General features: G+C 70.6%; 25 protein-coding genes. 11 read left to right on the forward strand and 14 right to left on the reverse strand.

Annotated elements, in window-relative coordinates; genetic code table 11:
• The first annotated feature begins 42 nt into the window (after nt 1-42).
• The 8 genes from KV106_RS28895 (at nt 43) to KV106_RS28930 (ending at nt 8458) form a co-directional block, all read left to right on the forward strand.
• Nucleotides 43-1059 (forward strand): LacI family DNA-binding transcriptional regulator, encoded by a 1017-nt coding sequence (locus tag KV106_RS28895; RefSeq protein WP_261214210.1) that lies wholly within the window; start codon nt 43-45, stop codon nt 1057-1059.
• Between the two features lie 133 nt (nt 1060-1192).
• A complete protein-coding gene (locus KV106_RS28900) occupies nt 1193-2377 on the forward strand; it encodes an acyl-CoA dehydrogenase family protein (RefSeq protein ID WP_261214213.1) in 1185 nt (394 codons plus the stop codon).
• A gap of 6 nt (nt 2378-2383) precedes the next feature.
• A complete protein-coding gene (locus tag KV106_RS28905; RefSeq protein ID WP_261214214.1) occupies nt 2384-3517 on the forward strand; it encodes an acyl-CoA dehydrogenase family protein in 1134 nt (377 codons plus the stop codon).
• The gene (locus KV106_RS28910; RefSeq protein ID WP_261214216.1) at nt 3514-4410 is read left to right on the forward strand and encodes an enoyl-CoA hydratase-related protein; all 897 of its coding nucleotides are present in this window, start codon (nt 3514-3516) and stop codon (nt 4408-4410) included. Before KV106_RS28905 ends, KV106_RS28910 begins: the two co-directional genes overlap by 4 nt.
• Nucleotides 4407-5930, forward strand: a complete 1524-nt coding sequence (locus KV106_RS28915) for an acyl-CoA synthetase (protein WP_261214218.1) — start codon at nt 4407-4409, stop codon at nt 5928-5930. Before KV106_RS28910 ends, KV106_RS28915 begins: the two co-directional genes overlap by 4 nt.
• 1 nt (nt 5931) lies before the next feature.
• Nucleotides 5932-6936 carry a phosphotransferase family protein gene (locus tag KV106_RS28920; RefSeq protein ID WP_261214220.1) on the forward strand — a complete coding sequence of 335 codons (1005 nt, stop codon included), beginning with the start codon at nt 5932-5934 and terminating at the stop codon, nt 6934-6936.
• A 17-nt stretch (nt 6937-6953) separates the two neighbouring features.
• A complete protein-coding gene (locus tag KV106_RS28925) occupies nt 6954-7322 on the forward strand; it encodes a DUF6285 domain-containing protein (protein WP_261214221.1) in 369 nt (122 codons plus the stop codon).
• Nucleotides 7319-8458, forward strand: a complete 1140-nt coding sequence (locus tag KV106_RS28930) for an acyl-CoA dehydrogenase family protein (protein ID WP_261214223.1) — start codon at nt 7319-7321, stop codon at nt 8456-8458. Before KV106_RS28925 ends, KV106_RS28930 begins: the two co-directional genes overlap by 4 nt.
• 37 nt (nt 8459-8495) lie before the next feature.
• Here KV106_RS28930 and KV106_RS28935 read toward each other — a convergent pair whose 3' ends face one another.
• From KV106_RS28935 to KV106_RS28965, 7 genes are read right to left on the reverse strand one after another with little or no spacing between them, the layout of a single operon-like run.
• Nucleotides 8496-9632: an acyl-CoA dehydrogenase family protein gene (locus tag KV106_RS28935; RefSeq protein ID WP_261214224.1), complete on the reverse strand. Its 1137-nt coding sequence runs from the start codon at nt 9630-9632 to the stop codon at nt 8496-8498.
• A gap of 28 nt (nt 9633-9660) precedes the next feature.
• Nucleotides 9661-10668 (reverse strand): NADPH:quinone oxidoreductase family protein, encoded by a 1008-nt coding sequence (locus KV106_RS28940; RefSeq protein ID WP_261214225.1) that lies wholly within the window; start codon nt 10666-10668, stop codon nt 9661-9663.
• Nucleotides 10665-11531, reverse strand: a complete 867-nt coding sequence (locus tag KV106_RS28945; RefSeq protein ID WP_261214227.1) for a MaoC/PaaZ C-terminal domain-containing protein — start codon at nt 11529-11531, stop codon at nt 10665-10667. The genes KV106_RS28940 and KV106_RS28945 overlap by 4 nt, the downstream gene beginning before the upstream one ends.
• A gap of 47 nt (nt 11532-11578) precedes the next feature.
• Nucleotides 11579-12370 (reverse strand): enoyl-CoA hydratase/isomerase family protein, encoded by a 792-nt coding sequence (locus KV106_RS28950; protein ID WP_261214229.1) that lies wholly within the window; start codon nt 12368-12370, stop codon nt 11579-11581.
• A complete protein-coding gene (locus tag KV106_RS28955; protein ID WP_261214230.1) occupies nt 12367-13404 on the reverse strand; it encodes a DUF7064 domain-containing protein in 1038 nt (345 codons plus the stop codon). Before KV106_RS28955 ends, KV106_RS28950 begins: the two co-directional genes overlap by 4 nt.
• Nucleotides 13405-13418: 14 nt before the next feature.
• Entirely contained in the window at nt 13419-14192 is a 774-nt protein-coding gene (locus tag KV106_RS28960) for an SDR family NAD(P)-dependent oxidoreductase (protein WP_261214232.1), read from the reverse strand.
• A 59-nt stretch (nt 14193-14251) separates the two neighbouring features.
• Nucleotides 14252-15916: a long-chain-fatty-acid--CoA ligase gene (locus KV106_RS28965; protein ID WP_261214233.1), complete on the reverse strand. Its 1665-nt coding sequence runs from the start codon at nt 15914-15916 to the stop codon at nt 14252-14254.
• A 190-nt stretch (nt 15917-16106) separates the two neighbouring features.
• On the opposite strand from KV106_RS28965, the gene KV106_RS28970 reads away from it, so the two are divergent.
• The gene (locus KV106_RS28970) at nt 16107-17276 is read left to right on the forward strand and encodes a thiolase domain-containing protein (RefSeq protein WP_261214235.1); all 1170 of its coding nucleotides are present in this window, start codon (nt 16107-16109) and stop codon (nt 17274-17276) included.
• A 2-nt stretch (nt 17277-17278) separates the two neighbouring features.
• A complete protein-coding gene (locus KV106_RS28975) occupies nt 17279-17677 on the forward strand; it encodes a Zn-ribbon domain-containing OB-fold protein (protein ID WP_261214237.1) in 399 nt (132 codons plus the stop codon).
• 63 nt (nt 17678-17740) lie between these two features.
• On the opposite strand, the gene KV106_RS28980 is transcribed toward KV106_RS28975, so the two are convergent.
• From KV106_RS28980 to KV106_RS29010, 7 genes are all read right to left on the reverse strand, one after another.
• A complete protein-coding gene (locus KV106_RS28980; protein ID WP_261214238.1) occupies nt 17741-18259 on the reverse strand; it encodes a GNAT family N-acetyltransferase in 519 nt (172 codons plus the stop codon).
• Entirely contained in the window at nt 18260-18556 is a 297-nt protein-coding gene (locus KV106_RS28985; protein WP_261214240.1) for a type II toxin-antitoxin system TacA family antitoxin, read from the reverse strand. It lies immediately after the preceding gene.
• Between the two features lie 112 nt (nt 18557-18668).
• On the reverse strand, nt 18669-19697 hold the full coding sequence (locus tag KV106_RS28990; protein ID WP_261214242.1) for a Bug family tripartite tricarboxylate transporter substrate binding protein: 1029 nt from the start codon (nt 19695-19697) through the stop codon (nt 18669-18671).
• 38 nt (nt 19698-19735) lie between these two features.
• Nucleotides 19736-20947, reverse strand: coding sequence for a CaiB/BaiF CoA transferase family protein (locus KV106_RS28995; RefSeq protein WP_064262253.1), 1212 nt, complete (start codon nt 20945-20947; stop codon nt 19736-19738).
• Nucleotides 20940-21836 carry a CoA transferase subunit A gene (locus KV106_RS29000; RefSeq protein ID WP_057594612.1) on the reverse strand — a complete coding sequence of 299 codons (897 nt, stop codon included), beginning with the start codon at nt 21834-21836 and terminating at the stop codon, nt 20940-20942. The genes KV106_RS28995 and KV106_RS29000 overlap by 8 nt, the downstream gene beginning before the upstream one ends.
• 11 nt (nt 21837-21847) lie before the next feature.
• A complete protein-coding gene (locus KV106_RS29005; RefSeq protein ID WP_057594611.1) occupies nt 21848-22645 on the reverse strand; it encodes a CoA-transferase subunit beta in 798 nt (265 codons plus the stop codon).
• Nucleotides 22646-22808: 163 nt separating this feature from the next.
• Nucleotides 22809-23687, reverse strand: a complete 879-nt coding sequence (locus KV106_RS29010; protein WP_057598053.1) for a FadR/GntR family transcriptional regulator — start codon at nt 23685-23687, stop codon at nt 22809-22811.
• 166 nt (nt 23688-23853) lie between these two features.
• On the opposite strand from KV106_RS29010, the gene KV106_RS29015 reads away from it, so the two are divergent.
• The gene (locus tag KV106_RS29015) at nt 23854-26103 is read left to right on the forward strand and encodes an acyl-CoA dehydrogenase (RefSeq protein ID WP_261214248.1); all 2250 of its coding nucleotides are present in this window, start codon (nt 23854-23856) and stop codon (nt 26101-26103) included.
• Nucleotides 26104-26107 lie beyond the last annotated feature (4 nt).

A 26107-nucleotide genomic window follows, 5' to 3' on the forward strand; every position in this document is an offset into this window, starting at 1 on the left:
CGATTCCGCAAATGGTGTGGAACGTTTCTATACTGGTAAACGATGAGACAACGGATCTCGGTGCGAGATGTGGCCCATGCGGCCGGCGTGGCGATCGGCAGCGTGTCGCGCGTGCTCAACGACAGCGGCTATGCCAGTCCCGAGTTGCGGCGGCGCGTGCTCGAGGCGGTCGCGAAACTGGGCTACGAGCCGGACTTCACGGCGCGCCATCTGCGCACCGGACGCAGCAAGACCATCGGCTACCTGCTGCCCAACATCGCGAACCCCTCGCTGGCCGCGCACCTGAGCGAGGTCGAGCGCCTGACGCAGGCCGCGGGCTACTCGCTGCTGGTCGGCAGTTCCGAGCGCCAGACGCGCGACCGCGAACTCGTCGCCTTCTTCGAGAACCGCCGGCTCGAGGGGATCATCGCGTCGCCGACCTTCGAGTACCCCGACCCCGAGGACTGCCCCTTCGCGCAGTCCAAGCTGCCCGTCGTCATCTGCGACCGCGACATGGGCGCGGCCTTCGACAGCGTGCTCATCGACCACCTGCGCGGCATGCGCCGCGCGGTCGACTACCTGCTGTCGCTGGGCCACCGGCGCATCGCGCTGTTCGTGTCGAGCGCGAGCCTGCGCCCCGGGCGGGAGAAGCTGGCGGGCTACAAGGCCTCGCTGGCCGCCGCAGGCGTCGCGTTCGACGAGCGGCTGGTGTTCATGCCCAATTCCTGGATCGAGTCGTCGAGCACGCGCATGTCCGAGATGCTGGCGCTGGACGAACCGCCCACGGCGATCATCGCGCTGGGCACCCGCATGCTGTCGGGCGCGGTCCATGTGGCACACGAGGCCGGGCTCGAGATACCGCGCGACCTGTCGGTCATCGGCATCGGCGAGGCCTCGACCCTCGAGCTCATGTACCCGCCCCTGACGATGCTGCGCTACAACTTCGAGCGCAGCGCCCAGTTGGCGGTGAAGCTCATGATGGACCGGGTCGCCGACGAGGCGCCGGCCCATCCGCGCAAGCTGATGGTCGACTGGGACCTGGTCATCGGCCGGTCCTGCGCGCCTGCCCGGCAGCGCTGATCCGGCCCGGGCCGCCGAGGCATCCAGGTTCCCGTGGATTCTGGCTTCGGCCTCATGGAAGCAATGGTTGATCCAATCAGAAGTCCGGCATATGATGGCCTGAGCCAACTCTCAGCCACCGCTGCTTCGCCCGATGGATCTCGCCACGCCCCCCGACCAAGCCGCCTTCCGCCGCGAGGTCCGCCAGTTCATCGAGGAACGGCTGCCCGCCGAGATCCGAAACCGCCTGCGCCTGGGCCATCCGCCGCGCAAGCAGGACACCGTCACGTGGCAGCGCATCCTCAACGAGAAAGGCTGGGCGGCGCCGCACTGGCCGCGTGAGTACGGCGGCGCCGAGCTCGGACAGGCCGAGCGGCTGATCCTGCTCGACGAGCTGTTCCGCGCGCCCGCGCCGCTGCCGCAGGTGTTCAACGTGGGCATGCTCGGGCCGGTGCTGCTGAAGTTCGGCACCGAGGCGCAGAAGCGCTTCTTCATGCCCAAGCTCGCGAACCTCGACCTCTGGTTCTGCCAGGGCTTCTCCGAACCGGGCTCGGGCTCCGACCTGGCCTCGCTGCGCACTTCGGCTAGGCGGGAAGGCGAAGGCGAGGACGAACACTACGTCGTCGACGGCCAGAAGATCTGGACCACCACCGCGCACCTGGCCGACTGGGTGTTCGCGCTGGTGCGCACCGACGGCACGGGCAGCAAGCAGCACGGCATCTCCTTCCTGCTGATCGACCTGCGCAGCCCCGGCATCACGATCCGCCCGATCACCTCGATCGACGGCCAGCACCATCTCAACGAGGTCTTCTTCGACGCGGTGCGCGTGCCGGTCGGCAACCTCGTGGGCGAGGAAGGCCGCGGCTGGGACTGCGCCAAGTACCTGCTGATGAACGAGCGCACCGGCATCGCCAACGTGGGCCTGTGCCGCGAGCGGCTGGACTATGCGCGCGAGCTGGCCGGCCGCCTCACGCAGGCCGGCCGGCCGCTGCTCGACAGTACGCGGCTGCGCGCCGAGATGGCCGTGCTCGACGCCGAGATCCGCGCGCTCGAGGTCACGAACTGGCGCTTCCTGCTGTCGAACGACACGGCGCGGAAGAATCCGGGCTTCGCTTCCGTGCTCAAGCTCAAGGGCACCGAGCTGCAGCAGGAGATCGCGCAGCTGCTGCAGCGCATCGCCGGTCCCGCGGCGATGGAGCGCCGCGCGCACGACGGGCCCGGCGCCGAGCACTGGGCCGGGCCGCTCGCGATGCGCTACTTCTACAGCCGCGCCGCCAGCATCTACGGCGGCACGAGCGAAGTCCAGAAGGACATTCTTTCCAAGACGATCCTGGGATAGGCCCGCATGAACTTCGAACTCAATGAAGAGCAGCAGGCGCTGCAGGCCAGCCTCTCGCGCCTGCTCGGCGATGTCTACGGCTTCGAGCAGCGCCGCGCGATCGCCGCCACGCCCGCGGGCTGGAGCGAAGCGGTGTGGCGGCAACTGGCCGATCTGGGACTGACCGCCCTGCCCTTGCCGCAGGCCCACGGCGGCTTCGGCGGCGGCGCCATCGACCTGCTGCCGGTGATGCAGGAGCTCGGCCGCGCGCTGTCGCTCGAACCCTTCCTCGCCTCGGTCGTGCTCGGTGCCACCGCGCTGCGGCTCGCGGACGACGACAACATGCAGGCGCGGTTGCTGCCCGGCGTGGCCAGCGGCGAAGTCCGCCTGGCCTGGGCCCACGACGAAGCGGCCGGGCACCAGGCCCCGCTGTGGATCGAGACCGTCGCGCGCCGCGATGGCGAACGCTGGCGGCTCGACGGCGTGAAATGCAACGTGCTGCATGCCACGGCCGCTCACCATGTCGTGGTCAGCGCGCGCGTGGCGGGCGCGCCCGACGACAAGCAGGGCCTCGCCCTGTTCCTGGTCGATGCCCAGGACCCGGGCGTGCAGTGCCGCGCCCATCGCCTGGTCGACGACACGCCGGCCGGCGAGCTGTGCTTCGAATCCGCCACCGCGCTGCCGCTGCACGATCCGCACGATGCCGCCACCGCGCTGCGCGCGCTCGAGGGAACGCTGGCCGCCGGCACCGCCGCGGTCTGCGCCGATGCCGTCGGCCTCATGGAGTCGGCCTACCGGCTGGCCGTCGACTACCTGAAGACGCGCCGCCAGTTCGGCCGCCTGATCGGCGAGAACCAGGCGTTGCGCCACCGCGCCGCGGAAATGCTCGTGAGCCTCGAGATGTGCCGCAGCATGGCGCTGGTGGCGGCGGTCGCCGCCGACGACCTCGACGCACCCGGCGCGCGCGCCGACCTCGCGCGCGCCAAGCTCATGATCGGCCGCCACGGCCGCGGCCTGTGCCACGCGGCGATCCAGCTGCATGGCGGCATCGGCATGACCGAGGAATACGCGGTGGGCCACTGCCTGCGCCGCCTCGCGCTGCTCGACCAGCTCTTCGGCGATGTCGACGCGCAGTCGGCGCGGCTGGCGGCGATGGCATGAGCGAACCCGCCTTCGAGACCCTGCGCTGGGACCTGTCGGGCCCGGTGCTCACGCTGACGCTGCACCGCCCCGAGCGCATGAACGCGATGACCCGCGCCATGCGCCGCGAGCTGTGCCGCGCGCTCGACCTCGCGGATGCGCAGGACGCGGTGCGCGCCATCGTGATCACCGGCGCGGGCCGTGCCTTCTGCGCCGGCTTCGACCTGTCGGAAGGCGCGCGGGCCTTCGATCCGGCCGCGGCCGCGCGCGACGCCGAACCCTGCGAGGAACCGGGCCGCGACGGCGGCGGCGTGCTCGCGCTGCGCCTGTTCGCGAGCACCAAGCCGCTGATCGCCGCCGTGAATGGCGCGGCCGTCGGCATCGGCGCGTCGATGCTGCTGCCGATGGACATCCGCATCGCCTCGCGCGACGCGCGCTTCGGTTTCGTCTTCGCGCGCCGCGGCATCGTGCCCGATGCCTGCGCGAGCTGGTTCCTGCCGCGCGTGGCCGGCATCTCGAAGGCGCTGGAATGGAGCATGGGCGGCCATGTCTTCGATGCCGAGGAGGCCCGCGCGGGCGGCCTCGTGAGCGAGCTGTGCGAACCCGGCGAGCTGCTGGCGCGCGCGCAATCGCTGGCCGCGGAGATCGCCACGCATGCGGCACCGGTGTCGGTGGCGCTCACGCGGCAACTGATGTGGCGCATGCTCGGCGCGGCGCATCCGATGGAGGCCCATCGTCTCGAAAGCGCCGCGCTGCGCTCGCGTGGCGCTTCGGCCGACGCGGCCGAGGGCGTGGCCTCGTTCCGCGAGAAGCGGCCCGCGCGCTTTCCCGATGCCGTCAGCACCGGCATGCCCGCGCCCTACCCCTGGTGGACGGAGCCGCCGTTCGCCCCCATCGGAGACACGACGACATGAGCCAGGTGATCCTCGACGGGCGCGCGATGGAGCGCGACCTGCTGACCCGGCGCGCCCTGCAGGCCGCGCGCGGCCTCGATGCGCTCGGCGTGCGCGAGGGCGACGCGGTGGCACTGCTGCTGCGCAACGACTTCGCCTTCCTCGAGGCGCAGCAGGCCGCGGCCGCGCTCGGCGCCTACGCCGTGCCGATCAACTGGCACGGCAAGCCCGAGGAGGTGCTCTACATCGTCGAGGACGTGCGTCCGCGCGTGATCGTGGGCCATGCCGACCTGCTCGCGCCGGTGCGCGAGCGCTTCCCCGTGGACACCGCCGTCGTCACGGTGCCGACGCCGCCCGAGGCGGTGCGCGCCTTCGCGCTGACCGACGAGGCCGCCGCGGTGCCGGGCGGTGCGCTCGAATGGAACACCTGGCTCGCGGCCTTCGCGCCCTGGGACGGCCCGCCGATGCGCAGCCGCGCCACCATGATCTACACCTCGGGCACCACCGGCCGCGCCAAGGGCGTGCGGCGCGAGGCCGCCACGCCCGAGCAGGCGCGCGCCTATGTCGAACTGCTGCGCAGCGTGTACGGCCTGCAGCCCGGCGTGCGCGCGCTGATCGCGGGGCCGCTGTACCACGCCTCGCCCAATGCCTTTGCGCGCCAGGCGCTGCCCGCCTGCGAGGTGCTGGCGATGCAGACCAAGTTCGATCCCGAGGCCGTGCTCGCCGCGATCGAGCGCCACCGCATCAGCCACATGGTGGCGGTGCCCACGATGTTCGTGCGCATGCTCAAGCTGCCCGAGGCGGTGCGCCGCCGCTACGACCTGGGCTCGCTGCGCTGGGTCACCCATACCGGCGCGCCCTGCGCGCCCGAGACCAAGCGCGCGCTCATGGACTGGTGGGGACCGGTGGTGTACGAGACCTATGGCGGCACCGAGGTCGGCACCGCCACGCTGAGCACGCCGCAGGACTGGCTGGAATTTCCCGGCAGCGTGGGCCGGCTGACGCCCGGCGCGCGCATGGCGCTCTACGGCGAGGACGGACGCCCGGTCGCGCCGGGAGAGGTCGGCGAGATCTTCGTGCGCGTGCCGGCCTATGCCGACTTCACCTACCACAACCATCCCGAGAAGCGCCGCGAGGTCGAGCGCGACGGGCTGATCAGCTGCGGCGACGTGGGCTACGTCAAGGACGGCCACCTGTACCTGTGCGACCGCCGCGCCGACATGGTGATCTCGGCCGGCGTGAACATCTATCCGGCCGAGATCGAGGCCGTGCTGCTGCAATGCCCCGCGGTGCGCGACTGCGCGGTGTTCGGCATTCCGGACGACGAGATGGGCGAGTCGCTGGCCGCGGCCATCGAGTGCATGCCCGGCGCCGCGCCCGATGCGGAAGCGATCCGCGCCTTCCTCGCCGAGCGGCTGGCCCGGTACAAGGTCCCGCGCCGCATCGACTTCCACGCGTCGCTGCCGCGCGAGGACAGCGGCAAGATCTTCAAGCGCCGCCTGCGCGATCCGTTCTGGCAAGGCGCGGGCCGCAGGATCTGAAATGGCGCCCGCCACGGAAGCGATGGCGCAACGGCTCGCCGCCGCGCTGAGCCGCCATGCGGGACTGCACGGCCGCGTCGAGGCGCTGCGCCGCCTCACGGGCGGCGCGACCAAGACCACCTGGTCCTTCGAGCTCGCGACCGCCGACGGCCCTGTCGCGCTGATCCTGCAGCAGGCACCAGCCGCCACACCCGAAAGAAAGGAATCGTCGGCACCGAAGCTCGATGCCGCCGACGATGCGCGGCTGATGATCGCCGCGCGCACCCACGGCGTGCCGGCGCCCAGGGTACGCGCCATCCTCGACCTGCACGACGGCCTCGGCCGCGGCTACGTCACCGAGCATGTGGCAGGCGAGACGCTGGGCCGCAAGCTGGTCGCCGACCCCGCGCATGCCGGTGCGCGCGCGGCGATGGCGGAGCAGGCCGGGCGGATTCTCGCGACCATCCATCGCATGCCCACCACGGGACTGGATTTCCTGCAGCGGCTCTCGCCCGCGCAGGAACTCTCGGTATACGCGGGCCTGCTCGACGCCACGGGCTTTCGTCATCCCGCGCTCGAATTCGCGCTGCAATGGGTGCGCCGCCACCTGCCCGCGGACGATGCCGACGCGCTGGTGCATGCGGACTTCCGCACCGGCAACCTGATCGTCGGGCCCGAGGGCATCCGCTGCGTGCTCGACTGGGAGATCGCACGCCGCGGCGATCCCATGCAGGACCTCGGCGTGCTGTGCATGCGGACCTGGCGCTTCGGCGCCGCGCCCGAGGTCGGCGGTTTCGGTGCGCGCGAGGACCTCTACGCGGCCTACGAGCGCGCCGGCGGCGCGCCGGTCGATCCCGCGCGCGTGCGCTTCTGGGAGGCCTTCTCCAACCTCAAGTGGGCCATCGGCTGCGTGCGCCGCGGCCTCGCCACCCGCGACGACGGCACGCCCGCGAGCCTCGAGCTGTGCGCCGTGGGCCGGCGCATGGAAGAGCCGCTGTGGGACTTCTTCCAGCTTGTCGAGCACTGAACAAAGGAACCGCGGCCATGTCCGACAGCGTCCCGCCCGCCCCCACCCTGCTCGCGGCGACCGCGCGCTATCTCGAGGACGAGCTGATGCCCTCGCTCGATGGCTATCACCGCTTCCAGACCCGCATCGCGATCAACGTGCTGCGCATCGTCGAGCGCGAATTGCGGCTCGGCGCCGCGCACGATGCCGCGGCGCGCGAGCGCCTGCTCGCGCTGCTGCAAGACGCCCCCACTCCCACCTCCCCGTCCCTCGCGCTGGCCGACGCGCTGCGTGACGGCCGGCTCGACCCCGACGCGCCCGGCGTCGCGGCCCACCTGCGCGCCGCGCTGGCCGAGGCGCTGGCCATCAACAACCCCCGCTGGATCACCAAGGAAACCCCGCCATGAACTTCACCGAAGAACAGATCGCCTTTCGCGACAGCGTGCGCCGCATGGTCGAGCGCCATGTCGCGCCCATCGCCGCCGAGATCGACGAGAACGACCGCTTTCCCGAGGAGCTGATCCCGGTCTACGGCGACATGGGACTGCTGCAGCTGTGGGTGCCCGAGGCCTACGGCGGCCCCGGCGCCAACCTCACGATGGTGTGCATCGCGCGCGAGGAGATCTCGCGCGTGTCGGAGTCGTGCGCGCTGATGGCCGGCATGAACACCATGTTCGCGCTGCCGCTGATGCACTTCGGCACCGAGGAACAGAAGCAGCGCTTCCTGCCGCTCCTGGCCGAGGGCCGCACGGTGACGGCGATCGCGCTGTCGGAACCCGACTGCGGCAGCGACGTGGGCGGCATGCGCACGCGCGCGGTGGCCGACGGCGACAGCTACGTGCTCAACGGCCAGAAGCAGTGGTGCACCTTCGGCAGCCGCGCCGACTACATCCTGGTCTTCGCCAAGACCGGCGAAGGCGGCGGCGCCGACGACATCAGCCCCTTCATCGTCGACGCGAAGAACAGCCAGGGCCTGAGCTTCGGCCGCAACGAGCGCAAGATGGGCATGAAGGGCACGATCAACGTGCCGATCTACCTCGACAACGTGCGCGTGCCGGCCGAGAACCGCCTCGGCGAGGAAGGCAAGGGCTTCCGTTCGGCGATGCGCGCGCTCGACCTCAACCGCCCCGCCATCGCCGCGGCCTCGGTCGGGCTGGCGCAGGGCGCGCTCGACGCGGCGCTGGCCTACGCCAAGCAGCGGCGCCAGTTCAAGCGCGCCATCATCGAGTTCCAGGGCATCCAGTTCATGCTGGCCGACATGGCGATGCAGATCGAGGCCGCGCGCTGCCTGGTCTACGAGACCGCGCGCCTGGCCGACGCCGGCGACTGGGCCGCGCTGCCCAAGTTCGCGAGCATGGCCAAGTGCTTCGCGAGCGACGTCGCGATGAAGGTCACGACCGACGCGGTGCAGGTCTTCGGCGGCTACGGCTACGTGAAGGACTATCCGGTCGAGAAGATGATGCGCGACGCCAAGCTCAACCAGATCTTCGAAGGCACCAACCAGATCCAGCGCGTGGTGATCGCACGCGAGCTGATGCGATGAGACCGGGCGCGGGCGCCGCGCCCGCACCGGCCTTGCTTCAAGCCAGCAACTGCCGCGCAATCATGTTGCGGTGGATCTCCGAGGCGCCCTCGTAGATGCGCAGCACCCGCAGGTCGCGGTACACGCGCTCGACGATGGTGCCGCGGCAGTAGCCCGAGCCGCCGAAGATCTGCAGCGCCTTGTCGGCGATGCGACAGGCCGCCTCGGTGCAGATCACCTTCACCATCGAGGCCTTCATGCGCGCATCCTCGCCGCGCGTGGCGCGCCACACGGCCTCGAACAGCACCATGCGCGCGGCGTGCAGGTCCATCGCCATGTCGGCGATCATGTGCTGGATCGCCTGATGCTCGGCCAGCGCCTGCCCGAAGGTGACGCGCGTGCGGGCGTGCTCGATGGTCTCGTCGAGCGCGATCTGCGCCGGGCCGAGTGCCTGGCAGCCCACGTTGAGGCGGCCCTCGTTGAGCCCCGACATCGCGTACGAGAGGCCGCGGCCCTCCTCGCCCAGCAGGTTCTCCACCGGGATGCGACAGTCGGTGAAGGTGATCTCGCAGAGGCTGTCGTCCATCCAGCCCATGGTCGGCATGGTGCGCGCCACCTCGAAGCCCGGCGTGGTGGTGTCGAGCAGGAAGGCCGAGATGCCGTGCTTGCCGGCCGCGCGGTCGGTCGAGGCCAGCACGGTGATCGAGTGCGCATGGTTGGCGTTCGAGATGAAGGTCTTCGTGCCGTTGAGCACGTAGTGGTCGCCCTCGCGTTTGGCGGAGGTCAGCATCCGCGCCGCGTCGGAGCCCGCGTGCGGCTCGGTGATCGCGATGCAGTTGCGCGAGCGGCCCGAGGCGATCTCGGGCAGCCACTTCTTCTTGAGGGCCTCGCTGCCGTGGTCCACGATGATGTGCACGCCGGGCCCGATGGCCGAGCGCACGAAGGGCCAGAACTGCGGCGGCAGGCGCGCGAGCTCGAGCTGCACCGCCACGCTCGTGAGGTGGTCCACGGGCATGCCGCCGTAGGCCTCGGGGATCGCCATGCCGTAGAAGCCCATCTCGCACAGGGTGCTCTCGACCTGCTCGGGCACTTCCCCGGTCTCGTGGTAACGCGGTTCGAGCTTGAGCAGCGCGTCGACGGCGTCTCGCGTGGCGACGCGCATTTCCTCGGCGTCGGCGGGCAGGTTGAAGTCCATCATGTCTCCTTTGGTAGAACCATTGATTCTACGCAAGCGAATTCGATCCTGCACGTTCCGTCGGCGACACCAGGGACATCGTGAGGATCGCCTTGCCGCAGGTGCGGCGCTGCGCCAGGGCGGCCAGCGCCTCGGGCAGTCGCACGAAGTCGAAGGCCGTGGCCTCGAGCGGGCGAAGACGCCCTTCGCGCCACCAGTCGCGGATCTCCTGCGCCAGCCGGCTCGCCAGGGCCGGCTCGCGCTTGCGCACCTCGCCCCACAGCACGCCGATGGCCGAGGCATTGGCGAGCAGCAGGCGATTGGCCGGCAGTTGCGTGAGCGCGCCGCCCGCGAAGCCGACCACCAGCAGCCGCGCGCCGAAGCCGAGGCAGCGCGCGCTTTGCGCACCGACCTCGCCGCCCACCGGATCGAAGACGAGGTCCACGCCGCGCGGGGCGAGCGCACGCACCGCGTCGACCCAGCCGGCATCGCCGTAGTCGACCACCGCATCCGCGCCCAGCGCCCGGCAGAGTTCGCGCTTGGAATCGCTGCCCGCGGTGGCGATCACGCGCGCGCCCATGGCCTTGCCCAGTTGCACGGCCGCGCTGCCCACGCCGCCCGCGCCCGCGTGCACCAGCAGGGTTTCGCCGGCGGCCAGGCGGCCCGCATGGCGCAGCGCATACAGCGCGGTGGGATAGTTGCCGCGCAACGCGAGCGCCACGCCGGGCGGCACGTCGGCCTCGAGCACCACCGCCTCGGCGCGCGGCACCAGCGCGTACTCCGCGAAGCCACCGAAGCGTCCGGACGGCGTCGCGGCCGCCACGCGCAGCCTCGCCTCGGCCCCGCCGACCACGGTGCCCACCACCTCCATGCCGGGCGTGAACGGCAGCGCGGGCCGCACCTGGTAGCGGCCCTCGACCAGCAGGGTGTCGAGGAAGTTCAGGCCCGCCGCCTCGACCTTCACGAGGTACTCGTCGGCGGCCGGCTCGGACAGGGGCACGTCGACGAGGCGCAGGCCGGCCGGATCGCCGATCGCCTCGACGCGCCAGGCCTTCATCGCAGCTCGGCGCGGCCGTGCGTCAGCACCAGCACATCGCGCTCGAGCGCGCGCGCTCGGAACGCCACCTCGTTGCCGTTGCGCCAGCTCTCGAGGCGGATGGTCTCGCCCGGATAGACCGGTGCCGACAGGCGCGCGCGCATCGCCACCAGCCGCGCCGGATCGAGGCCGCCGTGCGCCTCGAGCAGGCCGCGGCCCGCGATGCCCCAGGTCGCGAGGCCATGCAGGATCGGTTTCGCGAAGCCCACCTTGGCCGCGAAGGCCGGCTCGGCATGCAGCGGGTTGAGGTCGCCCGAGAGCCGGTAGAGCAACGCCTGGTCGGGCCGCGTGGGCAGGTCCAGTACATGCTCCGGCGCGCCCTCGGGCGTGGCCGGCGCCGGCGCGGCGGCTTCGTCGCTGCGCCCGTCGGCCCGGGAGAAGCCACCGTCGCCGCGCAGGAAATACACGCTCTCGACGGTGGCGAGCGCCCGGCCCTCGGCATCGGCCAGTTCTTTCTCCACATGCAGCACCGCGCCCTTGCCCTCACCCTTGTCGACCACGCGCGTCACGCGCGTGCGCCCGAGCACCGTGCCCGACGGCGGCAGCGGCGCATGCAGGCGCAGCGCCTGTTCGCCGTGTACCAGCTTCATGAAGTCGATGCCGATCTCGCGCCGCTCTCGCATCCAGAAGCCCGGCGAAGCCAGCACCGCGGCCATGGTCGGCAGCGCCGCGAGCTCCTTCTCGTAGACGAAGCGCAGTTGCCGCTCGTCGAGCGGGTCGGCGCCCAGGCCGAGACCGAGCGCATAGAGCATGGTGTCCCGCGGTGCGTAGTCATGGCGAACCTCGCCGGATTGCCAGTCGCGGGCCTTCTGATAGTCGAGCATCGTCGCTTGCCTTGTCGTGTCGGTGAATCTGTCAGGGTCGCCGCGCTTCACGCGGCAGGCGGCCAGCGGAACTGCGCGGGCTCGCGCGCCGCGAAACGCCGCACCGCCTCTTTCGCGTAGTCGCTGTTCGAAGCCAGCGCCTGGCCGGACGACTCGATCTCGAGCAGCGTCTGGAGGTCGCTCCCGAGCGAGGCCTGCAGGGCGCGCTTGGCGATGCTCATCGCCACCGGCGAGGCGCCCACGAAGCTGCGCGCGATCGCCTTCGCGCGCGCGGCCAGCGCCTCGGCGGGCACGACCTCCATCGCCAGGCCCAGGCGCAGCGCCTCGGCCGCATCGATCTCGCGCGCCGAGAAGATCAGTTCCTTCGCGCGCTGCAGCCCCACCACGCGCGGCAACGTGTAGAAGGCACCCATGTCGGGCACGAGGCCGATGCGCTGGAACACCATGCACAGGCGCGCGCGTTCCGAGAGCAGCACGATGTCGCACATCAGCGCCAGGCTGAAACCCGCGCCGTAGGCCACGCCGTCGACCGCGGCGATCACCGGGCGATCGAGCGCCATGAGCTCGGTGCAGATGCGCGTGTAGCGCGCCATGCCGGCGCGCCGCTGCTCGGGCGTGCGCGGCCCGCCCTGCCCCATGGCCTTGACGTCGCCACCCGCGCAGAACGCGCCGCCGGCGCCGGCGAGCACCAGCACCCGCACGGCCTCGTCGGCGCGGATCGCGGCCAAGCATTCGCCGAGCTCGTCGGCCATCGTCGGGTCGAGCGCGTTCTTCGCCTCGGGACGGTCGAGCGTGAGCGTCGCCACGCCGTCGTCCAGCCGGTAGTCGAGCGTCTTCATCGCGCCTCCGTCTCGCGCACCGAGATCGGCACGCCGTCCACCATCAGGTCGCAGTACTCCGACATGCCCAGCGCGCTACGCCCTTCGCAGCGGTACTCGGTGATGCCCTCGGTGATGCGCGTGTAGTCGCCGGTGCCGCCGGCCACGCGGCGATGCCGCAGCGGCACCAGCGCGCCGACCTTCCCGGTCAGGGTGTAGCTGCGCTCGGCCGTGCGAACCTGCGCGCTGAAGGCGCGCGGATAGTGCTGCGCGTCGTAGTCGGTCTCGATGCGCCCGTCGACCACCGGTTCGTAGCGGCCGTCGCGCAGCACGTTGCCGCTCACGTGGTTCGGCTGCCCCTTGCGGCCCTTGATCGACAGCAGCGCGCCGAAGTCGTCGCCGAAGGTCACGGGCAGCCACTTGTACCAGTAGAAGCTGTGCCAGTGGCGCGGGCCCCAGGACTTGTCGCGGTAGCCGTGCCCGGCGATGTCGAAGCGCAGGCCATCCACCGCGATGTGGCCGGTCACCGCCATGTTCTGCTCGATGTGGCCGCGGTACACCGCATGCTCGGGGTCCAGCACGATCGGGCTGCCGTCGAGCGCGACGATCTCGCCGCCGTGCATCGGCGAGACGCCGCGGAAGTCGAGCGCGATCGAGGCGGGCCGCTTCGGATAGCGCTTGAAGGCGCTGCTCGGGTCGGCCATCGCATGCGGGTCGTCCATCAGCAGCAGTTCGCCCTCGTAGCGCACGCGCAGGTGCCTGAAGGGCTCGACCACCTCGAAGCGCATGCCGCCCGCGTTCAGTGCCTCGTTGTGCTCGATCTTCGGGCGCTGGTGCATGAAGCCCACGCGCCCGTCGGGCAGGTAGACGCAGCAGCTGAGCTCCGCATGCCCCTCGTGCGGCCGGTTGCCCAGGCGCATCCAGGCACCGATGCCGCGCGCGCTGTCGAAAGCGTTGAAGTAGGCGCTCTCGTTGTAGTTGGACACGGCCTCGGGCACGTGGTTGTACTCGTCCCGCGGATCGAGCCGCAGCTTGCTGTGGGGCGGCATGTACATGGTTCGCCCCGTGCTCAGAGGCTGATGTGGAAGCCGCCGTTGACCCCCAGGTGCTGGCCGGTGATGTAGGAGGCCGCGTCCGACATCAGGAAGCACACCGTCTTCACCACCTCCTCGGGCGTGGACCAGCGGCCCAGCGGGATCTGCGCGAGCATGCCGTCGCGGAATTTCTCGCCGCGCACCACCTCGGTCATCGGGGTCTCGACCACGCCGAAGCAGATCGAGTTGGTGCGGATGTTGTAGCGGCCCCATTCGCGCGCCGCGGTCATCGTGACGCCCAGCATGCCGGCCTTGGCGGCCGCGTAGTTCACCTGGCCGATCGAACCCTTGCGCCCGGCGTCGGAGGAGATGTTGACGATGGCGCCGCCGCTGGTGTCGCCCGCCTTCGCGCGCGCCACCATGTGGCGGCCCACGGCCTGCAGCCAGTAGAAGGTGCCGGTGAGGTGCACGTCGATCACCTCCTGCCATTGCTGCGGCGTCATCTTCTCGATCATGGCCGGGCGCGTGATACCGGCGTTGTTCACCAGGCCGTGCACGCCGCCGAAGCGCTCCACGGCCTCGGCGACGGCGCGCGCGGCGAGGTCCGCGTCGGTCACGCTGCCGACCACCTGCTGCACGCGGCTGGCGGGCAGCGCGGACATCGCCGTGCCCAGCGTGTCGGGATTGAGGTCGAGCGCGACGACGTTGCCGCCGAGCTCCACGGCGAGCGTCGCGATCGCCTTGCCGATGCCCTGCCCGGCGCCGGTCACGACGATGGTTCGGCCTTCGAGATTGACGAGGTTCTGCATAGGTCTCCGTTGGATGATGGATGGGGGTTGAATTCGATGTACGAGACGTTGCGGCTCGCTCAGGCGGACGCCATCGAGGCCTTCGCGCGCTCGGCGTCCTGCAGCTGGCGCCAGGCGATCTTTCCGGTCGGCGACTTGGGCAGTTCGCGCACGAACTCGACCAGCCGCGGGTACTTGTAGGCGGCCATCTTCTGCTTCGCCCATTCGATGACGTCGGCCTCGCGCACCTGGCCCGCATGCGCCTCGCGCAGCACCACCACGGCCTTCACGGTCTCGCCGCGATAGGGATCGTGCGCGGCGATCACGCAGGCCTCGGCGATGGCCGGATGCTCGTGCAGCATCGCCTCGACCTCGGCCGGCCAGACCTTGTAGCCCGAGGCATTGACCATGCGCTTGAGCCGGTCGACGATGAAGAAGTAGCCGTCCTCGTCGCGCCGCCCGAGATCGCCGCTGCGCACGAAGCGCCGCCCGTCGATCTCCAGCAGCGCCGCGCGCGTGGCCTGCTCGTTGCGCCAGTAGCCCGCGAATACCTGCGGCCCCGACATCACGATCTCGCCCACCTCGCCGGGCGGCAGCTCGCGCAGGGTCTCGGGATCGACGATGCGCAGGTCGGTGCCGAACAGCGGCATGCCCAGGCACTGGCGCTTGAACGCATGCGCGGGGTTGCCCGAGACATGCGCCGTTTCCGACAGCCCGTAGCCCTCGAGGAAATCGAGCCCGGTCAGTTGCTTCAGGCGCTCGCACACGGCCTCGGGCATGCCCGCGCCGCCGCCGCCGATGCGGCGCACCGAGCTCAGGTCGTACTCGGCCAGCCGCGGACTCGCGAGGAAGTCGATCACCATGGTCGGCATCGCCGTCCAGTGGCTGACCCGGTGGCGCGCGATCAGCGCCGCGGCCTGGTCGCGGTCCCAGCGCTTCATCAGCACCAGCGTGCCGCCGCCGTAGATCGGCGCGTTCAGCAGGTTCTGCATGCCGGTGATGTGGAAGTACGGCAGCGCCACCAGTTGCACCGAGTGCGGGACCATGCCCATCCAGTGCGCGACCGCGACCGTGCTGGCATTGAGCGTGCGGTGCGTGTGCATGCAGCCCTTGGGCACGCCGGTGGAGCCCGAGCTGTAGAGGATCAGAGCGAGCGCGTCGGGCAGGTGCTCGAGCGGGGCCACGGGGGCGCCGGTGGCCGCCAGCACGCGGCGCAGGCCGATGGTGCGCGACGCGCCGGTTGCCGCGTCGCAGGCTTCGGCGGCTTCCAGCGGCTCCTCCACCGGCGCCGGGCTGCCGACGATCACCACGCGGCGCAGCCGGTGCGCGCCCGGCACGGCCAGCAGCTCCGCCACGTTGTCGGCACCGCAGAAGGCCACCACCGCCTCGCTGTCCTCAAGGTAGTGCGGCAGCTCGTCGCGCTTGTTCATCGGGTTGACGGGCACCACGACCGCGTTGATGCGCAGGATCGCGAAATAGGCCGCGATCCAGCCGCGGCCGTTGGGCAGGTACAGCAGCACCCGGTCGCCCAGGCGCACGGCCAGGTCATGCTGCAGGAAGGCCGCGATGCGCTCCACCTGCTCGACCAGCGCCGCGTAAGACAGGCTGCCGAAATCGTCGACCACCACCGCGCGCTGCGGGGAACGCATGGCCGACACCAGCAGGTTCGCGCACAGGTTGGTGGGCGGGACGTCGATGTCGCGCGGCAGGGTGCGCGGCCAGTGCTTCGAATCGTGCGGGGTCATGGCTGTCGTCCTTGGTCTTCGCCGGGCCGCGGCATCGCGCGAGAGACAGCGCCGCCGATTTGCCTGTTGATTTATTTTGGTTGAACCAATGATAATCAGCCTCGCGACACAGCGTCAAGGCGGGCGGCAACGATCCGGCCGGCGCGACGCACCTCGAGCCCGCAACGGGCGATCACACGGAGCCATTGGAATGAGCATCAAGCGGCAGGCCTGCATCGCGGGCGCTTTCGAACACCCCACGCGCAAGGCGCCCGACAAGACCGTGCCGCAGCTGCATGCGGAATGCGCGCGCGGCGCGCTGGCCGACGCCGGCCTGTCGCTGCAGGACGTCGACGGCTATTTCTGCGCGGGCGACGCGCCGGGGCTGGGCCCGCTGAGCATGGTCGACTACCTCGGTCTCAAGGTGCGCCACGTCGACAGCACCGACACCGGCGGCTCGGCCTACCTGGTGCAGGTCTCGCATGCCGCGCAGGCCATCGCCGCGGGCAAGTGCAACGTGGCGCTGATCACGCTCGCGGGACGCCCGCGCACCGAGGCCAGCGGCGTGGGCACCGGTCCGCGCAACGTGACCGCGGCCACGCCCGACGTGGCCTGGGAAATGCCCTATGCGCCGGTCACGGTCAACATGTATGCGCTGGCCGCGGCGCGCCACATGCACGAGTTCGGCACCACCAGCGAGCAGCTCGCCTGGATCAAGGTGGCCGCCGCCGCGCATGCGCAGCACAACCCGAACGCGATGCTGCGCGATCCCGTGACGGTGCAGGACGTGCTGGCCTCGCCGATGATCTCCGACCCGCTGCACAAGCTCGACTGCTGCGTCGTCAGCGACGGCGGCGGCGCGCTCTTGGTGGTGCGCCCCGAGATCGCGCGCTCGCTCGCGCGGCCCATGGTCAGCGTGCTCGGCGCCGGCGAGACCGTGAAGGGCCAGGCCAATGGCCAGCTCGACCTCACCTACTCGGGCGCCGCCGTCTCGGGCCCGATTGCGTTCGCCGAAGCGGGCGTGACGCCGGCCGACATCCAGTACGCGTCGATCTACGACAGCTTCACCATCACCGTGCTGATGCAGCTCGAGGACCTGGGCTTCTGCCGCAAGGGCGAGGGCGGCCGCTTCGTGGCCGACGGCAACCTGATCTCGGGCATCGGCAAGCTGCCGTTCAACACCGATGGCGGCGGCCTGTGCAACAACCATCCCGCCAACCGCGGCGGCATCACCAAGGTCATCGAGGCGGTGCGCCAGCTGCGCGGCGAGGCGCATCCGAAGGTGCAGGTCCCCGGCTGCGGCCTCGCGCTCGCGCAGGGCACGGGCGGCCTGCTCGGCTCGCGCCACGGCAGCGCCACCCTGATCCTCGAAAGGAATTGAAGATGAGCACTCCCTACCAGGACCGCGCGCTCGGCGCGCCGATCGTCGACGCCGCCACCGAGGCCTACTGGAACGCCGCGCGCGAAGGCGTGCTGCGCATCAAGCGCTGCACCGCCTGCGCCAAGGTCCACTGGTATCCGCGCGCGCTGTGCCCCTACTGCCTGGGCGACACTGCATGGGAAGACGCCAGCGGCCTCGGCACGGTCTACAGCGTGAGCGTGACGCGACGCGCCGGCCCGATCCCCTATGCGATCGCCTACGTCACGCTCGACGAAGGGGTGACGATGCTCACCAACATCGTCGATGCCGATCTCGATGCGCTGCGCATCGGGGATCGGGTGAAGGTGTGTTTCAAGGCGGCGGAGGGTGGGTTCGCGGTGCCGATGTTTGCGCCGGCTTGAGCACGACGAGACGACCTCAAGATTGCGAGCTTCCGCAAGATGACCCCCGTGGGGCCGGATGACCTAAGCAAACAGCCCGGCGATTTGCGACATGGGCAAGAACAGCCGCAACGGTGTTTGCTGGAACGGCTGGAAATCGAAATGCCGGTAGAAGCTTTCGGCCTGCGCGTCCTTCGCATCCACGACCACCGCCATGGCTGCGATCTGCTGCGCGGCCTCCAGGCTGCGACGCATGGCATCCACCAGAAGAAACTCTCCCACGCCCTGCCCTCGGGCCAAGCGATCCACGGCCAGGCGCCCAAGCAGCGTGACGGGCAACTGTCCATAGCGCGGCAGCCGCTTCATCAGATCCGCCGGTAGCTCGCCGGCGGGAATGATCGAGGACGAAAGGGTGTAGAAGCCGAGCACCTTCGGAGCGCCCGGTTGCGTGAGCACGAAAGGCGCGGCCACCCGCTTCTCAGCGTCTTGCCGCGCCTGTTCGCGCAGGTAGCGATTCAGGTCTTCGTTGCCGCAATCGAACGACTTGCGGTCATACGCCTTCTCGAGCGGGCCGATGTGCTCCGGTGCGAGGAGGAGCGCCAATCACAACCCCGCCTTCCGACGATAGCCTTGGACGGCCTTCTTCAGGCGTGGCCCCGGCTCGGGGGGTGCCAGCAAAGCGGTGACGAAGGCGATCTGCTCCTCCCGGTTCAGGCGAATGACTTCGTGCTCCTGCACGATCTTCGTTGCCGCCTCCTGCGTACTGTCGATGACGAGTTCGCTCAGGGTGCGCCCCGTCAAGGTTGCCGCGCGCTGGAAGAAGTCCTTCTGGTCACTGGACACGCGTGCTTCCAGCCGCGCGTTGCGCGGCTTTTCTTGGGTTTCGGGCGTATTCAGCATGGATGACCTCGCGAAGGATCGGAATGACCTGCATCGCAGAATGTACGCCATTTGTCCGTACACGTCAAGGTGATGCCCCGCCCTCGATACCCAGTGACGCGGGCTTGTCCAACTAATCCGTCCTGATGTTGGCTTCGCGGATCACCGAAGTCCACGTCGCATATTCCTCCGCGATCCGCGCCCCCAATTGCTCGGGCGTGCTCCCAGTGGCGGCCGCCCCTGCGGTCTCGAACTTCTCCTTCACCTCGGGCAGCGCCAGCGACTTCACGATCGCGTCGTTGAGCCGGGCCACCACCTCGCGCGGCGTGCCGGCCGGGGCGAACAGGCCGAACCAGACCTCGGGATTGAAGCCCGGCAGGGTGTTGGCGATCGGCGGCGCGCCGGGCGCGAGCGGCGAGGGCTGCAGCGAGGACACGCCGAGCAGGCGCACCCTGCCCTCCTTGATGAAGGCATTCATCTGCGACGAACTGGTGCTCAGCAGCACCTTCGACTCGCCGGTCAGGATCGCCTGCGTGGTCGGCGCCTGGCCCTTGTAGGGGATGTGGGTCATCTCGATGCCGGCGCGCCGGCTGAAGAGCTCGGTCGCGAGGTGGCCGAAGGAGGCCGGCCCGGCGGTCGCGAAGTCGAGCTTGCGCGGATTGGCCTTCGCGTAATCGATCAGCTCCTGCACCGACTTCGCGGGCACCGAGGGATTGATCGCGAGGATCATCGGCTGCAGCGAGACCAGCGACACCGGCGCGAAGTCCTTCAGCGGCGCGTAGTCGGCCTCCTTCGAGACCTGCGGCGAGATCACCAGGCCGTTGTTGGGGAACAGCAGCGTGTAGCCGTTGGCCGGCGCCTTGGCAACGAACTTGGTGCCCAGCACGGCCGAGGCGCCGGCCTTGTTCTCGATGATCACGGGCTGCTTGAGGAAGCGCTGCATCGGTTCCTGCAGCACGCGCGCGAGCACGTCGGTGGTGCCGCCCGGCGGATAGGGCACGACGATGGTGATCGGGCGGTTCGGGAAATCCGACACCGCGGACTGCGCGATGCCGGCCTGCGGCAGCACGAGCGCGCCGGCCGCGAGCAACGCGGCCCAGAAGCCGCGGGCCGCGGCTCGCGCCGGGCCCCCTGCCTTGCCGGCGACTCGCGGAAGGCGCATCCAACTCTTCATCATGTCTGTCTCCTTCGTTGTGTGTCTCAGCCGCGCACGTGCAGCGCGCGGCTCTCGCGCAGCGCCGCGATGCGCTCCTCGCCGAGCCCGAGCAGGCTGCCCAGCAGCGCGGGGCCGTCGGCGCCGAGCTCGGACACGCTGCCGCGCGCATGCGCCGCGGTGCGGGCGAAGCGGAAGGCGGGGTTGGGCACCTGGAACGCGCCGGCGCCGTCGTCGATGGTCTGGAAGGCCTGGCGCTCCACCAGCGGCGGCAGCTTCATCGCTTCGCGCACGGTGAAGTAGCGCGAGCACGGCACGCCCGCGGCATTCATCTCGGCCTCGCATTGCGCGGCGCTGCGATCGGCGGCCCAGTCGTCGAGCAGCTGCATCAGCGCGCCCCAGTGGTGCTCGCGCTCCTGGCTGGTCGCGAAGCGCGCGTCGGTGATCCATTCGGGATGGCCGGTGCCGCGCGCCAGCGCCTCGAAGTTGTTCTGGCTCACGGGCGCGATCAGCAGGAAACCATCCTTCGCCTTGGTGGGGCGGTAGAGCGGGCGACGCCGCTCGGCCGGGAACTGCGCCTCCTGGCACTCGTAGACGAGCAGGCCCAGCATCGCATCCATCAGCGCGAGGTCGATGTGGTCGCCCTCCCCGGTGCGCGCGGCGCGGAACAGCGCGCTCTGGATCGCGCCGAAGGCCAGCGAGCCGCCGAGCACGTCGGCCACGAAGATGCCGTTCTTCAGCGGCCGCTCGACGTCGCCCTCCTGGTAGTCGAGGTTGGCCATGTCGTAGCCGCTGGCCGCGTGCAGCACCGGCGCGTAGGCGCTGCGGCCCGACCAGGAACCCTGCTGCCCGAAGCCCGAGATCGAGCAGTACACCAGCCGCGGGTTCAGCGCCGAGAGCGTCGCGTAGTCCAGGCCCAGGCGCTGCATCACGCCGGGGCGGTAGTTCTCCACCAGCACGTCGCACTGGGCGACCAACTCGCGCACCAGCGCCACCGCCTCGGGCTTCTTGAGGTCGAGCGCGAGGCTCTTCTTGCCGGCGTTGAGCTGCGCGAAGTAGGTGCTGCGGCCCTGGCGCCGCGGCGGCCGCAGCCGGATGTGGTCGCCCTCGGGCGGCTCCACCTTGATGACCTCGGCACCGAGGTCGGCCATCAGCCGCGTGCAGTAGGGGCCCGACATCATCGCGGTGAAGTCGAGCACGCGCACGCCGTCGAGCACGCCGGGCTTCGCGGCGGCGGAGTTGTTGGTCGGCTCAGCCAAGGTTGCTCTCCGTCACGGCGAGGCCGGCGAGGCGCGAGCCGCCGAGCGCGTCGAGGTAATCGGCATGCGCCGCGGTGCCGCGCGCATAGCGCGCGAGGTAGGCCTCGAAGGCCGCGTCGTCGGCGCTCGCCTTCACGTACTCGCGCAGGTGGCGCTCGTCGGCGCGGTACAGCGTGGGCGAGGCGCTCGGGTGGGCGCCATAGGGCGCCTCCACCACCGCGTCGACCATCACGCTCGGCAGCTTGGTCAGGTGGTTCGAGCGGCGGATGGTGTCGGACGACACGATGCGGTCCACCGAGACGATCACGTGGCGCGAGGCCTGCGCGAGCATCGCGTCGAAGAAGGGCGTGGCGAGGTACTGCACGTTGCCGTATTCGTCGGCCTGCTGCGCGTGGAGCAGGCACACGTCGGGCTTGATCGCGGCGGCGGCGAGCATCTTGCGCTCGCCGGGCTTCGAGGGCAGCGGCCAGTAGTGCTCGGGCGTGTGGCGCGGCAGGTCGGTGCCCAGGTCGGGGATCGCGGTCCAGGGCATGTCGCAGATGCCGGCGCGCAAGCCTCCGGCGATGCCGGGTCCGTCGAGCTCGTAGACCTTCAGCGTGCCGGACTCGGCGCGGCGGCGGAAGTGCGGCGCGAGGCCGAACTGCTCGAAGCTGATGAACACGCAGGCGGTGCTGCGCGCACAGCCGGCGCCGATCAGCATGTCGGGCGCGATCGAGCCGGGAGCGGGCACCAGGTCGAGGTCGCGCGCGCCCTTGCGGATCAGCGCGCGCACCAGCGCCATCGGCTGGGCATTGAAGATCCAGCCGCCCAGGCCGACGCGTTGGCCGTCCTGGATGACCGACACGGCCTCGTCGAGGGTGGTCAGCTTGCTTTTGTTGTTGGGGCTCATGGCTCGTCTCTTCAGGGGAACTTGCGGCGCAGGGTGCCGCGCGTGTCGACACGGGTGCGCAGCAGGCGCAGCTCCTCGGGTTCGGGCATGCGCGTGAGGGGCGGCGTGCCCTCCACCACCAGCTCGAAGCCGGTGGCCTTGCGGATCTGCTCGAGCGTCACGCCCGGATGGATCGAGCGCACGCGCATGGCCTTGCTCACGGGCTCGAAATCGAACACGCCCAGCGGCGACACCACCAGGCGCGGCCCGCCCGGCGGCAGACCGGCCTCCTCGCGCGAGTTGCCGCCTTCCATGTGGCCCGGTCCGCAGAGGAAGTCGACGCGCGGCACGAAGGCGCCCGGATCGTGGCGCGTGAGCGCGACATAGAAGCGCCTGGCGAGTCCGCACAGCGCACTGATGCCCACCGTGCCGGGGCCGCGCACCCTGGGCCGGGCCTGGTCGCCGACCACCACCGTGTTGATGTTGCCGAAGCGGTCGACCTGCAGCGCCGAGAGGATCGCGAAGTCGAAGAAGTGGATCTTCCAGTCGATGAAATCGATCATGTTCGGCAGGTCCATCCAGGCCTCGGAGGACTCGATGTTCTCCGAGTCGGCCGTGGACAGCAGGTGGTCGCGCACCGGGTTCACCATGCCGCCGGGCCCCGAGATCCACCACAGCCGCGGCGCCTGCATCTCGCGCGCGAGGTTGCAGGCGGCGAGCTGGATGTCGGAGTTGGTGCCGATGATGACCTTCTCGCCATCGGCGAAGTCGCGCGCCAGCAGCACGGCGAGCAGCTCGCCGGTCGACGGCTTGTCGTCGTTCTGTGTCATTTGCTTGATATTTGGTTCAACCATTTATTGATCCTAGGAATCAACCATGGCACTGTCAAGCGGGATTCACCTGCCGGGCGCGCAAGAAGAAAGGACCGCGCGCCTTGCGGCGGGCGGTCCTCTGCGGATGGGACGAAGGCGTGGCGGCGCGTGCCGCGCGGGTTCAGCGCGCGGTCTTCGGGGCGCGGGTGGCGGATTTGGCCGCCGGCTTGGTGGCGGGCTTTTCGGCCGGCGCCCTTGCCGCCGCCTTGCGCGGCGCGGCGGGCGCGGCGGCCGGGGCATCCTGCGCGGCGTCCTCGCCCACCTTCGACAGATAGCTGCGCTGCAGTCGCTTGAGGCTCGATTCCATCTCCGCCGCGGCCGCGTCGGCGTCCTTGGCCGCGAGGTGCTTGAGGAAGCGGCGGCGCGAGGGCAGCACGTAGGCGTTCTCCTCGTGGCCGATCTGGCCGATGAATTCGGCCAGCACGTTGAGCACGCCGTTCATCACGATCACCATGATCGGATTGCCGGTCATGCGCGCGAGGATGCGGTGGAACTCGAGGTTGGTCGCCGCGCGCGCGGGGAAGTCGTCGCGCCGCAGCGCTTCCTCGGCCGCGTCGATGTTGGCCGCCAGCGCCTCGAGATCGGCGGGCGTGGCGCGCGCGCAGGCCTCGCGCACCAGGATCGATTCGAGCCAGATGCGCGCCTCGGTGAGCTGCGCCGGCTGGATCGCGCCCATGTGGTACATGTCCATCAGGCCGGTGGCGATGGCGTCGCCGCTGCGCCCGCTGATGAAGGCGCCGCCGCTGGCGCCCTTCTGCAGCCGGATCAGGCCCGCATGCTCGAGCGAGCGCAGCGCCTCGCGCAGCGTGTTGCGCGACACGCCGAACTGCTCGGACAGGGCACGCTCCGATGGCAGCCGCGTGCCGACCTTGAGCCGGCCCTGCGACAGCTCGCCGCGGATCTGCTGGGCGATCTCCTCGAAGGCACGCGCGGAACGGATGGGCTGGAACTTGGCGCTCCGTGCGTCGGCCGCGGGCGGCGACGGTTCTTTGGCGTCCATGGGGAATCCTCCGTTGGAAAAACTAAAAGTTGGACCTTTGAGCCAAATGATAAGGGGCCGCGTTGCGCAGGCCGCTGCGGGTCGAGCCCTCGCGATCATGGCGGTTGCCGGATCTCATTAATGGTTCTACCATTAAAATTTTCCGAGATCCAGGAGAGACACGCCCATGCCCCCGACCACCCTTCCCGGCGACGAAGAGCGCGCCCTGCTGCGCGACTCGGTGCGCGGCTTCCTCGAGCGCCACTGGCCGCCCGCCACCGCCGTGCCATGGGCACGCGAACCCGGGCACGTGCAGGCGCTGTGGCAGCAGCTCGCGGCCCAGGGCCTTGCCGCATTGGGATCGGATCCCTCGGAGGGCGGCCTGCGCGAGATCGCGCTGGTCATGGAGGAACTGGGCCGCGCGGGTTGCACCCTGCCGCTGCATCACGGCACGCTGCTGAACCTCGCGGCGCCACGCACGCCACAGGGCGAGGAACCCGCGCTGCTCGCGCTGCAGCGCGCCGGCGAGGCGCGCGTGGTGCTGTGCTTCGGCGCCTTCGACGGCGACCGCGGCGCGGGCCAGGCGCGCATCGACGACGACGGCAGGCTCCACGGCGAACTCGCCTTCGTCGAGCATGCCGACAGCGCCACCCACCTTGCGGTGGTGGTGGACGGCCCCGCGCTCGCGCTCGTCGACCTGCGCGCGGTGGGCGTGCGCATCGAGGCCACGCCAGCGATGGGAACGCAGGGACTGTTCCGCGTCGCGCTGGACGGGATCGCGGCCACCGTCCTCGCACTGTCAGAGGAGCAGCTCGGCGCGCTGCACGCGATGGCCCGCCTCGCGCTGTGCGCGCGCGCCACCGGCGCCGCCGAACGCGCCTTCGAGCTCGCCGTGGCCTATGCGGGCGAGCGCCGGCAGTTCGGCCGCCCGATTGGCAGCTTCCAGGCGATCCAGCACAAGCTCGCCGACAGCCACATCGCGCTGCTGGGCGCACGGCTCACGCAGGCCGGCGCCGCGCGGCAGCACGACCTCGGCGCCGACAACTGGCGCGTGTTCGCCGAAGCGGCCTGCGCGCTGGCCGCGACGACGCTGCGGCGGGTGTCGCTGGAAACGCAGCACACCTTCGGCGCCATCGGCTACAGCGAGGAGCACGAGGCGCCGCGCCATTTCAAGCAGGTGCACCTCGACGTGCTGCGCCACGGCGGAGGGCGCCGCGCGCGCGAGGCGCTGGCCGATCACTTCCTCGGCGACACGCCGCGCACGCTGCCCGAATACGACCTGGGCCCGGCCGGCAACGCCTTTCGCGAGGAGGTGCGCGCCTGGCTGCAGACGCACTGGTCGGGCGAGCGCAAGGCCGCGCACGAAGCGCTGGACTTCAAGGCGCGCGAGTACGACCGCGAGTTCGCGCGCGCACTCGGGCGTACCGGCTGGATCGGCCTCTCTTGGCCGCAGCGCTTCGGCGGCCAGGCGCGCGGCGCCTTCGAGCAACTGGCCTTCGTCGAGGAGATGGAACGCGCCGAGGCACCGCGCGTGGGCGCGCCGGTGCAGGCCGCGATGCTGCAGGTGCACGGCAGCGCGGCGCAGCAGGCGCGCTACCTGCCCGAGATCCTGCGCGGCGAGGCGATCTACGGCATGGGCTACAGCGAGCCCGACGCGGGCTCCGACCTCGCGTCGATGCGCACCCGCGCGGTACGCAACGGCGACCACTACGTGATCGACGGCCAGAAGATCTGGACCACCACCTACTGGGGCGACTACATGCTGCTGGCCACGCGCACCGACCCCGAGGCGAGCCCGCCGCATGCCGGCCTGAGCCTGTTCATCGTACCGATGGACACGCCCGGCATCACCATCCGCACCTCGACCACGATGTACGGCGGCAGCTTCGCCAATGTCTTCTACGACGGCGTGCGCGTGCCGGCCGAGGCGATGGTGGGCGAGCTCCACGGCGGCTGGAAGGTGCTGGTCGGGGCGCTGGCCACCGAGCGCGGCTTCATCGGCGGCGGCATCGTGATGAAGGTGGCGCATGCCTTCGAGCAGCTGTGCGAGCACCTGCGCGGCGCGACGGGTGCCGACGGCCGGCCGATGCGCCTCGATCCGCTGGTGCGCGAGCGCATCGCCGACCTGGCGGGGCAGATCGAGGCCGGGCGCCGCATGATGATGCACTGCGCCGAGCGCGTCGACGCGGGCGAGACGCCGCTGCACGACGCGGCCGCGAGCAAGGTCTACTCGGGCGAGCTGATGGAGCGCTTCGGCGAGGTGGCGCTCGACCTGCTCGGCATGGAAGGCACGCTCGGCGAGGGCAGCCCCGGCGCGGTGCTGCGCGGGCGCATCGAGCAGAACCTGCGCCATGCGCTGATGTGGGTGATCAGCATCGGCACCAACGAGATCCAGCGCAGCCTGATCGCGCAGCGCGGGCTCGGCCTGCCGCGCTGAACGC

It is taken from the genome of Variovorax endophyticus (assembly GCF_025376855.1).
Classification (GTDB): domain Bacteria; phylum Pseudomonadota; class Gammaproteobacteria; order Burkholderiales; family Burkholderiaceae_C; genus Variovorax.

Excerpts from the sequence above, each read along its gene's own strand:
- KV106_RS28895 (WP_261214210.1), top strand. The coding sequence starts at position 43 with ATGAGACAACGGATCTCGGTGCGAGATGTGGCCCATGCGGCCGGCGTG.
- KV106_RS28900 (WP_261214213.1), top strand. The coding sequence starts at position 1,193 with ATGGATCTCGCCACGCCCCCCGACCAAGCCGCCTTCCGCCGCGAGGTC.
- KV106_RS28905 (WP_261214214.1), top strand. The coding sequence starts at position 2,384 with ATGAACTTCGAACTCAATGAAGAGCAGCAGGCGCTGCAGGCCAGCCTC.
- KV106_RS28910 (WP_261214216.1), top strand. The coding sequence starts at position 3,514 with ATGAGCGAACCCGCCTTCGAGACCCTGCGCTGGGACCTGTCGGGCCCG.
- KV106_RS28915 (WP_261214218.1), top strand. The coding sequence starts at position 4,407 with ATGAGCCAGGTGATCCTCGACGGGCGCGCGATGGAGCGCGACCTGCTG.
- KV106_RS28920 (WP_261214220.1), top strand. The coding sequence starts at position 5,932 with ATGGCGCCCGCCACGGAAGCGATGGCGCAACGGCTCGCCGCCGCGCTG.
- KV106_RS28925 (WP_261214221.1), top strand. The coding sequence starts at position 6,954 with ATGTCCGACAGCGTCCCGCCCGCCCCCACCCTGCTCGCGGCGACCGCG.
- KV106_RS28930 (WP_261214223.1), top strand. The coding sequence starts at position 7,319 with ATGAACTTCACCGAAGAACAGATCGCCTTTCGCGACAGCGTGCGCCGC.
- KV106_RS28935 (WP_261214224.1), bottom strand. The coding sequence starts at position 9,632 with ATGGACTTCAACCTGCCCGCCGACGCCGAGGAAATGCGCGTCGCCACG.
- KV106_RS28940 (WP_261214225.1), bottom strand. The coding sequence starts at position 10,668 with ATGAAGGCCTGGCGCGTCGAGGCGATCGGCGATCCGGCCGGCCTGCGC.
- KV106_RS28945 (WP_261214227.1), bottom strand. The coding sequence starts at position 11,531 with ATGCTCGACTATCAGAAGGCCCGCGACTGGCAATCCGGCGAGGTTCGC.
- KV106_RS28950 (WP_261214229.1), bottom strand. The coding sequence starts at position 12,370 with ATGAAGACGCTCGACTACCGGCTGGACGACGGCGTGGCGACGCTCACG.
- KV106_RS28955 (WP_261214230.1), bottom strand. The coding sequence starts at position 13,404 with ATGTACATGCCGCCCCACAGCAAGCTGCGGCTCGATCCGCGGGACGAG.
- KV106_RS28960 (WP_261214232.1), bottom strand. The coding sequence starts at position 14,192 with ATGCAGAACCTCGTCAATCTCGAAGGCCGAACCATCGTCGTGACCGGC.
- KV106_RS28965 (WP_261214233.1), bottom strand. The coding sequence starts at position 15,916 with ATGACCCCGCACGATTCGAAGCACTGGCCGCGCACCCTGCCGCGCGAC.
- KV106_RS28970 (WP_261214235.1), top strand. The coding sequence starts at position 16,107 with ATGAGCATCAAGCGGCAGGCCTGCATCGCGGGCGCTTTCGAACACCCC.
- KV106_RS28975 (WP_261214237.1), top strand. The coding sequence starts at position 17,279 with ATGAGCACTCCCTACCAGGACCGCGCGCTCGGCGCGCCGATCGTCGAC.
- KV106_RS28985 (WP_261214240.1), bottom strand. The coding sequence starts at position 18,556 with ATGCTGAATACGCCCGAAACCCAAGAAAAGCCGCGCAACGCGCGGCTG.
- KV106_RS28990 (WP_261214242.1), bottom strand. The coding sequence starts at position 19,697 with ATGCGCCTTCCGCGAGTCGCCGGCAAGGCAGGGGGCCCGGCGCGAGCC.
- KV106_RS29000 (WP_057594612.1), bottom strand. The coding sequence starts at position 21,836 with ATGAGCCCCAACAACAAAAGCAAGCTGACCACCCTCGACGAGGCCGTG.
- KV106_RS29005 (WP_057594611.1), bottom strand. The coding sequence starts at position 22,645 with ATGACACAGAACGACGACAAGCCGTCGACCGGCGAGCTGCTCGCCGTG.
- KV106_RS29010 (WP_057598053.1), bottom strand. The coding sequence starts at position 23,687 with ATGGACGCCAAAGAACCGTCGCCGCCCGCGGCCGACGCACGGAGCGCC.
- KV106_RS29015 (WP_261214248.1), top strand. The coding sequence starts at position 23,854 with ATGCCCCCGACCACCCTTCCCGGCGACGAAGAGCGCGCCCTGCTGCGC.